This is a genomic window from Faecalibacterium sp. DFI.5.82 (assembly GCF_029076575.1).
Taxonomy (GTDB): domain Bacteria; phylum Bacillota; class Clostridia; order Oscillospirales; family Ruminococcaceae; genus Faecalibacterium; species Faecalibacterium duncaniae.
This window is the reverse complement of record NZ_JARFIS010000002.1, coordinates 40,930-52,792: the sequence shown is the minus strand read 5'-3', so window position 1 is coordinate 52,792 and position 11,863 is coordinate 40,930. Positions and strand designations below refer to the sequence as shown.

Sequence of the window (11,863 nt, the reverse complement as noted above, 5' to 3'; positions counted from 1 at the left end):
TTCGATTGACAAATCCGAATATTTATCGTATAACCTATATATGGGAACAATTCCGGAGGGAATGCGGAACTCGTGCCCCTGCCCGTTCCTGTCGGAGGAACCACGGTCTGGTTCTGGTGCCGGTGCACTTGGTTTGGTGCAGACGGTAAGTATAGATTGAATTGAAAGAGAGGAATCCCCGATATGATGAACAATGAGATCAAAATGCCCGCTAACTTTGCTGCGATCGATGAGAACGAAATGGTGTACCTGCAGGGTGGCGCAACCACCGAGGCTACCGCTTGGGACGTGTTCCTGAACGTTGGCAAGCTGTTCAACTACATCGCCCGCGTGTTCTCCGCAGGCAGCTCCATCGTCAACAACATCAATGTTATCGTGACCACCTTCCAGACCCTGAGCACCTTCAGCCTGACCGCTAAGAACTAAGGTTTGGGCCAAAACCGAATCAGCATTCACAGGGCATCCGCTCCGGCAGGCGCGGGTGCTCTTTTTGCTGTACAGGGCGGGAAGGCATTCGCCCCCAAATGCAGGAAAGCAGCCGTTTTTCTGCAAAGCGGGCGGATTGTCCATTGACAAGGCTCAAGAGGGTGTCGTATACTAACGGTGCCTTGCAAGAAACCCCGCATCCGCGGAATAAAAGAGGAGAGAGAATATGAAAAATAACAACAGCAGCATCAAGACCTTTGTCGCTGTCGGTATCGGCGCGGCATTGTTCTTTGTTCTGGGACGTTTTGTGGCCATTCCCAGCCCGGTGCCCAACACCAACATCAGCCTGCAGTACGCCGTTCTGGCCCTGCTGGCTGCCATGTACGGCCCCGTGGCCGGAGGCCTGATCGGCTTCATCGGCCACACCCTCATCGACCTGTCCTGGGGCGGCAGCCCCTGGTGGAGCTGGGTCATCGCCTCCGCCTTTGTGGGCGTTGTGGTGGGCCTGTTCTCCAAGAAGCTGAACCTGCAGGAAGGCGAGTTCAGCAAGAAGCAGGTGGCTTTCTTTGCGCTGGCCAATATCGTGGCTCATCTGCTGGCCTGGATCCTGGTGGCCCCCGTGCTGGATATTGCCATCTACGCCGAGCCCGTCAAGAAGGTGTTTGCACAGGGTGCATTTGCCGCAGTGTCCAACAGTATCACCGCTGTGGTAGTGGGCGGCCTGCTGGTGCTGGCTTACACCAGAACCATCGCCAAGAAGGGCTCTCTGGATCAGGAGTGATCCCCGCATGAAACCCGGCCTTTCCATCTGCGCCGTCCGGCCCGTTGGAAAGGCTTTTTTGATGAACAGCTGAGGTACCATACCCATGGCAGAACGTAAACCCATCATCTCATTCCGCAACTTTTCCTTCCAGTACCGCGCCCAGAAGCGCCCCACCCTGACCGATATCAATCTGGAGATCTACCCGGGGGAACGGGTGCTCATTGCGGGCCCCTCCGGCAGCGGCAAGAGCACGCTGGCGGGGTGCATCAACGGCCTGAATCCGTTTTCCAACCCCGGCAAGTGCACCGGCACCCTGACCGTAGACGGTGTGGATGCGCCCCACAGCAGCCTCTTTGAGCTTTCGGCCCATGTGGGCACGGTGCTGCAGGACCCGGACGGCCAGTTCATTGGGCTGACCGTGGGCGAGGACATTGCCTTTGCACTGGAAAACAGCTGCACCCCGCAGGATGAGATGCACGCCATCACCCGCCATGCCGCCGAGCTGGTGGGCATCGAGAACCACCTCGGCTATGCACCGCACGAGCTTTCGGGCGGGCAGAAGCAGCGGGTGAGCCTGGCGGGCGTGATGGTGGATCAGGTCAAGATCCTGCTCTTCGATGAGCCGCTGGCCAACCTCGACCCCGCCACCGGCAAGCAGGCCATTGAGCTGATCGACGAGATCCAGAAAAAGACGGATACCACGGTGCTCATCATCGAGCATCGGCTGGAGGATGTGCTCTGGCGGAACGTGGACCGCATCGTGCTGGTGAACGGCGGCACCATTCTGGCAGACCTGCGCCCGGACGAGCTGCTCTCGGGCAGCCTGCTGGCGGAAAACGGCATCCGGGAGCCGCTGTATGTCACGGCTCTGCGCTATGCCGGGGTGGATATCACTCCGGACAAGCACCCCGCCCATGTGGACAGCCTTGTGCTGGACGATACCGACACCCAGAAGCTCCGGGACTGGTTCACGGCCCGGCCCCGGCCCGCCGCGCAGCCGGAACGGGAGCCGCTGCTGGAGGTAAAGGGCCTGAGCTTTGGTTACCAGAAGGGCCAGCAGACCCTGCGGGATGTCAGCTTCTCGATCGGCAAGGGGGAGATGGTGAGCATCGTGGGCCGGAACGGCGCGGGCAAATCCACCCTCTCCAAGCTCATCTGCGGCTTCGAGACCCCGGATGCGGGCGAGATCTTCCTGAACGGCAAGCCGCTGGCTGAGGAGAACATCCGCCGCCGCGCCCAGCACATCGGCTATGTGATGCAGAACCCCAACCAGATGATCTCCAAGACCATGATCTACGATGAGGTGGCTCTGGGTCTGCAGCGCTCCAGCCTGACCGAGGAGCAGATCCGGGAAAAGGTGGAAGCGACCCTCAGGGTCTGCGGCCTGTATCCTTTCCGGAACTGGCCCATCTCGGCACTGAGCTTCGGCCAGAAAAAGCGGGTGACCATTGCCAGCGTGCTGGTGCTCGACCCGGAGCTCATCCTTCTGGATGAGCCCACCGCCGGGCAGGATTTCCGGCACTATACCGACATCATGGAGTTCCTGCGGGGCCTGAATGCCCGGGGCGTGACGGTGGTGATGATCACCCACGACATGCACCTGATGCTGGAATACACCCGCCGCGCGCTGGTGTTCTGCGACGGACGGCTCATTGCAGACCGTACCGCGGCCGCCGTTCTGTGTGACCCCGCGCTGGTGGAACAGGCGGCCCTGAAGGAGACCAGCCTGTACACGCTGGCCAATCGCTGCGGCATTGCGCCCGCACAGGAATTTGTAGAGAGATTTATTGAGCAGGACCGGGAGGTGAGAGAGGGTGGCCGCTAAGACTGTTTTGAATTATCTCCCCCGGGAGAGCGTCATCCACAAGATGACCGGCACCACCAAGCTGGCGTTCTTCCTGCTGTTCACCTTTGCCAGCATGATCACCTACAACACCTGGGTGCTGCTGGGCCTGCTGGTGGTCAGCCTGCTGGCCTTCAGGCTGAGCCGGATCAAATTCCGGGAAGTCCGGTTTATGATGACCTTCATGCTGGTGTTCCTGCTGCTGAACAACTTGTTCATCTTCCTGTTCGATCCCAATCAGGGTACCACCCTGTACGGCACCCGCACGGTGCTCTGCCACCTGTTCTGGCGGTATGACCTGACAGCGGAACAGCTGTTCTACATGGTCAACATCAGCCTGAAATATTTTGTGGCCCTGCCGGTGGCCATCCTCTTCATCTCTGCCACCGACCCCAGCGAGTTTGCTGCCAGCCTGAACAGCATCGGCATCTCGTATAAGGTTGGATATTCGGTGGCCATTGCCCTGCGCTACATCCCCGATATCCAGCGCGACTACCACAGCATCAGCCAGGCTCAGCAGGCCCGCGGCGTGGAGCTGGGCAAAAAGGAGCCTTTCTTCAAGCGGATGAAGAACTCTGTCAACATCCTGCTGCCGCTCATCCTGACAAGTCTGAACCGCATCGACACCATCTCCAACGCGATGGAGCTGCGCGGCTTCGGCAAGAACAGCAAGCGCACCTGGTATACCCAGCGCCCCTTTGCCCGGCGGGACTTCGTTGCCCTGGGTGTGGGCGCAGTTCTGCTGCTTATCAGCCTGACCGTGACCATCCGCTTTGGAAGGTTCTATAACCCATTCCTCTGAACAAAAAGACATCCCCGCACTTCCTGTTTCGGCAGGCCGTGCGGGGATGTTTTACTTTTACAGACCGTTGGTTCAATGATGCCGCAAGAAAGAGGGGGCTGTGTTACGCCGCGTCCACGAACTCCTCCGGGTCTTCCACGGCATCGGTGATGGTCTCCTCCGCGTCATCGGAGGAGTCAGCAGGCTGCTCCGGGTGGAGCAGGGCGTTGAGCAGGTCACGGAAGTCGATCAGGCTGTCGTCCACCTGCTGATTCCGGGCCAGCAGGTCCTGCACCATGTCGGGCTTGTCGGTGATGAGGTCGTCCACGCCCAGCTCCAGCATGTGGGTGGCGACCTTTTCGCGGTCGATGGTCCAGGCAGAGACGGTCTTGCCCCGCAGATGGACGGCGTTGACCATGCCGGAGGTGATAAAGGTGGTCTCCACGCTGAAAAAGTCGGCATCGGGCAGGTCGTAGTAGTTGCCTGCGCCCAGAGCCAGAATATAGCCGGTGGGGTACTCAGGGGCCAGCGCTTTGACCTTGTGCAGGGTCTCGTAGCTCTGGGATGTGATGACGCAGTTGGAGCTGTCGAAGCCGTATTCCCGCAGCAGGCGTACAGTCTCAGCCTCCAGAGCAGGGGTGGCGGCGCTGGGCTTGATCTCCACGTTCAGGCCGATGCGGCCCCGGCAGAGCTGCAGCACCTGTTCCAGGGTGGGGATCCGGGTGTCGGCAAAGCGGCTGCTGAACCAGCGGCCTGCGTCCAGCTGTGCCACCTCGGCGTAGGTCAGATCATAGACTTTTGCGTTTTTGCCGGTGCAGCGTTTCAGGTTTGAATCGTGGGTCACCACGACCACGCCGTCGCTGGTCATCTGCACATCCAGCTCGATGCGGTCGCCGCCCTTGAGGATGGCCGACCGGAAGGCAGGAAGGGTGTTTTCCGGGGCCACGGTGCAGTCGCCCCGGTGGAAGGTGACCAGTGGGGTCACGCCGCCCACGGCGGTGAGCAGGGCATCGTCCTGAGGCAGAGCGTAGAGGTAGACTGCCATCAGCCCGGTGGCCAGCGTGACCCCGGCCACCGCAGCGGTGAGCAGGGGCCAGCCGCCAAAGCGGTGCGGTTTGCCCTCCGGCAGCTCTTCCGGCGGGCAGTCACGGCAGCGATCGTAGAGGAATGCGATGATGGTGCACTGGGCCGTGGTGACCTTGCAGTCCAGCAAAAAGCCGAAGAAGGGGATCTCCAACAAATACAGCGCACGGGCGAGCAGCAGCATGGCGCGGGTGCTCCGTAAGCCGATCAGCGCCGCCACACTGTAAACCAGCAGGGAGGCTCCGAAAAAGACCAGAACAGACCGGATCGGCGCACTGAGGTTCCACCGCAGCAGCACACCGGCCAGCCGGGGCAGCTGTGCCCTGACATGGGCTGCGCTCTCCTGAACGGCTTCCCACAGGTTTTTGCGTTCCAGCGTAAAGAGGGGGAGCACCAGGACCCAGAACAGGGTGAACAGGAACGCCGCACCCAGAATGAGAAGAAAAAGCACCAGATAGAGCGGCTTTGCCCGGACAAGCCCAAGGATGTACTCCGGCACGGCCAGCTGAGAGATATAGTTGTAAGCCACGAATACATCGGTAAAGGGGATGAGCAGGGCGCAGTAAAGCAGGATGGGCCAGTTCTTGGGGAGCAGGACATGGCGGATATCCCCCAGCGACCGGACGAACAGGGAAACAGGACGCAGTGTTTCGCCCCGGCGGGCCAGCGCAAACCCGTGCAGGAGGATGGAAAAGCCGTACAGGTTCCAGAACGCCGCCAGAAGGACGATGAGCACGATCCCACCTAAAATGGTCGGTGAAGTAAAGATCTGATGTGCATTGTTGTTGGTCAGGTAGTTCACCGGCGAGCAGCGCAGTGTCAGCGACCAGATGCCATTCATGGCAGGCAGAAACAAAAGATAGGTCAGGGCTTTGTACACCAGCACGGCTGTCAGAACGGCAGCGGAGGCCCGGTGCAGCAGAGTCAGGGCATGGTTCCGGGTGTCCTTGTAGGCCCGGCGTGCCCGCGTGAGGGAGCGGAAGAGATGCTTCAATTTGGATTCCACCTCGGTACTGGGATATGGTTCTGTCATTTTACAGTAGTATATCACAAAGCCGGGAAAAATGGAAACGACACGGATCGACAGTTTGTTCCAGAGGGCACAGGCGCTTTTCAGCGGAGCAAAAGCGTGTTACAATAGGGGCAGAGTAAAACAGACAGGGGAGGAACACCCAATGCAGATCATGGATCAATTCGGTGCAGCACCGGGGGCAGAGAGCGTCCGGATGCCCGATGGCACCGAGCGGACACTGGCGGCAGAGCACGCCGCGGCCATTCTGGTCAACGAACAGCCAGCCTTCCGGGTGGTCTGCACGCCGGAGCTGCTGCCGCAGCTGGCGCTGGGCCGCCTGCTGACCGAGGGCTGGATCACCTCCGCTGACGAGGTGGAGCGGGTGGCCGTCTGCGCGCAGGGCCTCAAGATAAGCGTTCAGCTGCGCCACCCGCTGGCGGCAGCGGAACAGGCCGGGCAGGAGGTGCCCAGCTGCTGCACCGATAACCTGACGCTGGCCAGCCCGGTGCGGCTGCCGCCGCTGGTCCCGGTGCCCCAGCGGGAGATTCCCGCCGCATGGGTGGATGCGCTGGCCGATGCCATGGGGCAGGGCCTTCCGCTCTACCGTGCCACCCATGCCGTGCACAGCTGTCTGCTGCTGCGTGCGGGCAAGATCTTGTACCGGTGCGAGGATCTGGGCCGCCACAACGCGCTGGACAAGGCCGTGGGCTGCGCCCTGACAGAGGGTGTGCCGCTGGCGGAGTGTGTGCTTTTTACCAGCGGCCGGGTGCCGGTGGATATGGTGCGCAAGGCCATCCGGGCCGGTGTGCCCGCGCTGGTGAGCAAGAGTATGCCCACGGTACAGTCGCTGGAGCTGGCAGAGGAATATGGATTGAAACTGTTCATCCGGCAAAAGAAATGATTTCACCAAGAGGCAAGAGCTTTTGAGAGCAATTGTAGGGCACTGTTTGTACGTATGCGTTGACTAACCGATGGAAAAGGTGTTATTCTTATAACGAAGAAACCGTTCCGCACTGTTGCAGCAGGTGGAACGGCTGTTTTCGTGCCCGGGAGTTCCGGGCACAGCTGAATCAAACAGGCAGGTGATACAATTGAAGCAGGCAAATCATGCGCCGCAGTCCTTGTGGCGCAGGCGGCTGCCCGGCTATGCGGCCATGGGTGCGGCAACGCTTGCCATGGCGCTTGGCCTTGGCGGGCTGATGCACAGCCGCACCACGGTGGCCGGAACGGCTCTGCCGCTGGCAGATGCCGACGCTGCCACCTATGGTGTGAGCGCGGTGTACCAGCTGGATGACACCACGTATTATGTGGTGGGCAGCAAGCAGGGCTTCCAGAGCGAGGTGCAGGCCGGTGTGACGCTGGACCGCGACGGCAATGTGCTGGATGTGAAGATCCTGGCACAGGCCGAGACCGACAGCCTGGGTGCTCAGTGTGAGAACCCGGAGTTCACGGCCCAGTACCAGGGCGCAGCTCCCTTCACGCTGGCAGGCAAGGGTTACACTGTGACCGACCCGGCCACCGGCACGGCTTTTGCTGCCGCAGGCAGCGCCGAGACCGACGCTGCTCCCGCTGAGGCCTTCGACCCCGCCGCATGGCGTGCGGGCGATACCTCCCCGGAGGCCGAGGCTACCCGGAAGATGTATGAAGCCGGGCTGACCCTCTCGGCCCTGAACGGCCAGCCGATGGACGACGCGCTCATCCCCCCGATGGACAACAGTGCTGAGGCTGTGGCACGGCGCAAGCTGTACGCGGCGTGTCTGAGCAAGAGCGCGCAGGACGGCGAGGAACAGGCAGTGCCTTATGCAGACTGGTCCGCTGAAAAGCAGGCCGAGTACAAGCTGCAGGCCGCTGATCTGACCACCCAGGGCAGTGCGGCCGACACGGTCAGTGCTGACATGACCCAGGTGGATGCGCTTTCCGGTGCAACCATTACGTCCACGGCGGTCACGGACATCGTCAACAATTCTTATTTCTATGTAACCGAGGTGCTCTGCGCAGAGTGACCTCACGGAGGAATGGAAACCTATGGCAAAAACTGATTTTCTGACGGCTGACATGACCCGCCGTCAATTTATGAAGATCTCGGGCAAGAGCCTTGCAGGACTCACCCTTTCCGCATCTATGCTGTCCCTCTTCGGCTGCTCTCAGAAGCAGGTGGACGCCGGTGCTGTGGCGACCTGGGCACTGCCCCAGGGTCTGCTGGTGGTCAATGCTGACCTGTGCACCGGCTGCCAGCGGTGCGAGATCAACTGCACCCTGACCAACGACGGTGTGTGCTCTTCCTACATCAGCCGCGTCAAGATCCAGCGCCGCCTGAATCTGGACGGCGACGGCAACGGTCTGCTGTCCGGCACCGACAACTGCTTTGTCTACTTCCCGGATACCTGCCGCCAGTGTGAGGATCCCGCCTGCGGCAATGCATGCCCCCAGAAGGCCATTATCACCAATGAGCAGGGCATCCGCGTGGTCGATACCGACAAGTGCATCGGCTGCGGTGCCTGCGTGGAGGCCTGCCCCTGGCACATGCCCACCGTCAACCCCGAGACCGGCAAGTCCTCCAAGTGCATCGCCTGCGGTGCCTGCGTGGCGGGCTGCCCGTCCGGCGCTCTGTCCATCGTGGACTGGGATGCCGTTACCAGCGCAGCACAGGCTGCTTACAAGGATCTGTAAGGAGGAACAACAATGGCTGAAACCTATGGCTGGGCAGGCAAGATCCTGCGCGTCAACCTGACCACCGGTGAGATCACCACCCAGGACGACGCAAAATACCATAAATATATCGGCGGTATGGGCATGGCCTACCGCATTATGTACGAGGAAGCTCCCATGGAGCTGGACCCCTATGACGAGAAGGCTCTGGTCATCTTTGGTGTCGGCCCCCTGACCGGTGCCGGCGTGCCCTGCTCCGGCCGTATGAACGTGACCTTCCGTTCTACCTGGTCCAAGGGCCACTCCATCATCGATGCACACATGGGCGGCCACATCGGCTCCATGCTGAAGTATGCCGGTTATGACGGCATTGTTGTCAGCGGTATCTCCGAAAAGCCCGTCTACCTGCGCATCGAGGACGGCGAAGTCTCTCTGGAGGACGCAAGCGAGATCTGGGGCAAGGGTACCTTTGCTGCCAACAAGTGGATGGTGGAGCAGAACGGCCGTGAGTTCGAGACTGCTTCCATCGGCCCCGCCGGTGAGAACCTTGTGGATTACTCCACCCTGAACACCAGCTTCGGCAACTCCGGCGGTGCCGGTCTGGGCGCTGCCATGGGCAACAAGAAGCTGAAGGGCCTGGCCATCCGCGGCACCGGCAGCGTCAAGGTGGCTGACCCCAAGAAGGTGCTGGAGCTGTCCAACTACATGATGGGCAACCTGATCGGCGGCAACAACAACCACAACGTGCCCGCACAGCCCCAGAGCTGGGCAGAGTACAGCGCCACCTCCGGCAAGAACCGCTGGTCCGGCGCTCCCGGCCGTATGTGGAAGAAGGCTCCCGGCGGCCCCGTGGATACCGGCGAGCAGCCCTACAACGATATCAACAAGGTGGCTCTGCGCTGCTTCAAGGGCTACTTCGACTTCGGCGCTCCGGCTGCCGAGTACACCGTGAAGAACGGCGGCTGCTCCTCCTGCCCCATCCGCTGCTACACTGAGTACGATGTGGATCCGCTGGCCGATTACGACCTGCCCACCCACAACTCCAACACCTGTATGCCCGTGCTGTACGGCACCCGCGTCTATCCGGACGGCGTGCACGATTTCAAGTACGAGGGCGACGGCACCATGGTCATCAACCTGGCATGGTCTCATGCTGTGGACGATATGGGCCTGTGGGACAACTACGGCAACCTGAACCGCGACCTGCTGTGGATCCTGCGGATGCCCCGCGAGGAGGCCACCAAGTACATCAGCGAGGCTGAGTACGACTCTCTGCCCTGGGAGTGGGAGAAGGCTGGCGATCCCCGCTGGGAGGTGGAGCTGATCCGCCGCATGGCTTACGGTGAGGGCGACCTGTCCGTGATCGCCAAGGGCACCCTGGCCATGATGGAGAAGTTCGGCCTGCCCAAGAGCTGGCTGGACCGCAACGATGGTGCCACCAACTCCAACCTGATCTACAACGGCTTCCCCAACCACCACGGCCCTGCTGAGGCATGGCAGGTGGGCATGCTGTACAACCTCGTCTACAACCGCGACTGCATGATCCACGAGATCGTCTGCGAGACCGGCTCCGGTGCTCCCTATGAGGTGACCAAGAAGGTCATGGAGGACTTCTTCGGCGAGGGCTGCTACGATAAGGCCAAGGCCTACACTCCCATCAACGAGAACAAGGCAAAGCTGGCTGCATACTGCGTCAACGACAAGAACTTCCACGACTCTGCCACCCTGTGCAACTGGATGTGGCCCATGACCCAGTCTCCCTCCAAGGAGCGCGAGTACCACGGTGACCTGGATCTGCAGGCAGACTTTATGACTGCTGTTACCGGCGAGACCTATACCCAGGCCGATCTGCAGGAGGACGGTGCCCGCATTACCCAGATGCTGCGCGCGATGACCGCCATCAGCTTCCAGCAGAACTGCGGCAGCGCAAACCTGCGTCAGGAGCACGATGCCATCTGCGATTGGGTGTTCGATAAGGACCCCGACTTCAAGGCATTCGAGGAAGGCACCACCAAGCTGGACCGCGCCGACATGGAGAAGGCAAAGGATCTGTTCTACGACATCTTCGGCTGGGACCGCACCACCGGTGTGCCCACCCGCGAGACGCTGGAGAAGTATGATCTGGCTGACATGGCCGATGATCTGGAAAAGCGCGGCATCTATGCCCAGAACACCGCAGCAGCTGAATAAATCCCATAGAAAGAGGAACGATCGTCATGTTGTTTGGCAGACGTAAACCCGGCTACACCACCACTGTGGACAGCAGCGTGGACCCGGAGCAGGCCGTTCTGGACCTGCAGAAGGCAGAGCTGGCCGCCAAGAAAAAGCCCAAGGCAGAGGTGTTCGACATCAATGCCGCCAGCGAGACGGCCCGCCGCCTGAAGGAAACGGGCAGCAGCTTTGACGGCAGCGCCGCCAAGACCGGCGAGGACGTGATCGCCGCCGTGGAGCGGGAGACCGCAGAGCTTGCAGCAATGCAGGCTGCCGGGGCCGCACCCGAAGCCGCCGAAACTGTGCAGGAAGAGGCTGCAAAGCCGCAGCTGCTGGATTTTCTGGCCGGTGAGCCGGAGGTTGAAAACGATCCCTTTGCGGATCAGCCCACCAAGACCGCGCCGGAGCTGCCGGAGCTGACCCCCGCGCAGGAGCTGGCCGGTTACATCCGTTCCCGCAGCGCCGCCGCGCTTATCACGCCCCACGCACTGCTGGTCAGTGAGGTGGAGAACGCCGATGAGCTGTTGGCTCAGATGCCGCAGGACCCCCAGTGTGAGGATATCGTTGTCCGTGCAGGCGCAAAGGATACCTACTATTACTCCAACGCCAACATGAGCGACAACTACGCCATGATCGCCCAGCTCATTGAGGACAAAGACCTCTGTGTCATGTTTGCTGAGATGGTGCGCTTCAATGCACGGGTCTACCCCAGTGCTACCCCGCTGAAGTACTTCCAGCGCTCCCCCTACGGCCTTGCGCCGGAGGAGATCGAGCAGACCTGGAAGACCATGCAGGGCAGGCCGGAGTTTGCCGACATCGAAGAGCTGACCAACAATCAGAACGAGCGGTTCCTCTTCTCCACCCAGTACCTCACCCGCCGCTATGCAAAAGCAATCAGCGACGTGGATGATTTCTGCGACTAAAAGATCATACACAATTGAATAGGGTACAAGAGCTTCTTTGAGCAAGGCTGTCTAAACCCCGCAGGGGGCAGGACACCGCGCCGCAATGCTAAGGGCCAACGCCGGCATTCAAGGGTGGCAGGGGAAACCCGGTCGCCTTCCCGCAGAAGAAACGCTGCAATTTGAAAAAAAG

10 protein-coding genes are annotated in these 11,863 nt (G+C 60.8%); 9 read left to right on the top strand and 1 reads right to left on the bottom strand.

The genetic code is table 11. The annotated features are described in order from the left end of the window. Nucleotides 1-183: 183 nt before the first annotated feature. The 4 genes from P0G09_RS03870 (at nt 184) to P0G09_RS03855 (ending at nt 3,834) form a co-directional block, all read left to right on the top strand. Nucleotides 184-426 (top strand): hypothetical protein, encoded by a 243-nt coding sequence (locus P0G09_RS03870; RefSeq protein ID WP_005931949.1) that lies wholly within the window; start codon nt 184-186, stop codon nt 424-426. A 226-nt stretch (nt 427-652) separates the two neighbouring features. Continuing rightward, nucleotides 653-1,207, top strand: a complete 555-nt coding sequence (locus tag P0G09_RS03865) for an ECF-type riboflavin transporter substrate-binding protein (RefSeq protein ID WP_275251984.1) — start codon at nt 653-655, stop codon at nt 1,205-1,207. Between the two features lie 85 nt (nt 1,208-1,292). Continuing rightward, complete coding sequence (locus P0G09_RS03860) at nt 1,293-3,014, top strand: ABC transporter ATP-binding protein (protein WP_275251983.1); 1,722 nt, start codon at nt 1,293-1,295, stop codon at nt 3,012-3,014. Beyond that, on the top strand, nt 3,004-3,834 hold the full coding sequence (locus P0G09_RS03855; protein ID WP_097773724.1) for an energy-coupling factor transporter transmembrane component T: 831 nt from the start codon (nt 3,004-3,006) through the stop codon (nt 3,832-3,834). Before P0G09_RS03860 ends, P0G09_RS03855 begins: the two co-directional genes overlap by 11 nt. A 103-nt stretch (nt 3,835-3,937) precedes the next feature. Here P0G09_RS03855 and P0G09_RS03850 read toward each other — a convergent pair whose 3' ends face one another. After that, complete coding sequence (locus P0G09_RS03850) at nt 3,938-5,890, bottom strand: glycerophosphodiester phosphodiesterase family protein (RefSeq protein ID WP_275251982.1); 1,953 nt, start codon at nt 5,888-5,890, stop codon at nt 3,938-3,940. Nucleotides 5,891-6,071: 181 nt separating this feature from the next. Here P0G09_RS03850 and P0G09_RS03845 point away from each other — a divergent pair, with 181 nt between their 5' ends. The 5 genes from P0G09_RS03845 to P0G09_RS03825 all read left to right on the top strand — a co-directional run bounded on the left by P0G09_RS03845 (nt 6,072) and on the right by P0G09_RS03825 (nt 11,691). Further along, a complete protein-coding gene (locus P0G09_RS03845; protein ID WP_275251981.1) occupies nt 6,072-6,809 on the top strand; it encodes a formate dehydrogenase accessory sulfurtransferase FdhD in 738 nt (245 codons plus the stop codon). A 190-nt stretch (nt 6,810-6,999) separates the two neighbouring features. Then, a complete protein-coding gene (locus tag P0G09_RS03840) occupies nt 7,000-7,911 on the top strand; it encodes an FMN-binding protein (RefSeq protein ID WP_275251980.1) in 912 nt (303 codons plus the stop codon). Nucleotides 7,912-7,933: 22 nt separating this feature from the next. Next, nucleotides 7,934-8,578, top strand: a complete 645-nt coding sequence (locus P0G09_RS03835; protein ID WP_097770542.1) for a ferredoxin-like protein — start codon at nt 7,934-7,936, stop codon at nt 8,576-8,578. A 12-nt stretch (nt 8,579-8,590) separates the two neighbouring features. Continuing rightward, nucleotides 8,591-10,747 carry an aldehyde ferredoxin oxidoreductase N-terminal domain-containing protein gene (locus tag P0G09_RS03830; protein WP_117476945.1) on the top strand — a complete coding sequence of 719 codons (2,157 nt, stop codon included), beginning with the start codon at nt 8,591-8,593 and terminating at the stop codon, nt 10,745-10,747. A 26-nt stretch (nt 10,748-10,773) separates the two neighbouring features. Continuing rightward, on the top strand, nt 10,774-11,691 hold the full coding sequence (locus tag P0G09_RS03825; RefSeq protein ID WP_275251979.1) for a hypothetical protein: 918 nt from the start codon (nt 10,774-10,776) through the stop codon (nt 11,689-11,691). Nucleotides 11,692-11,863: the final 172 nt, after the last annotated feature.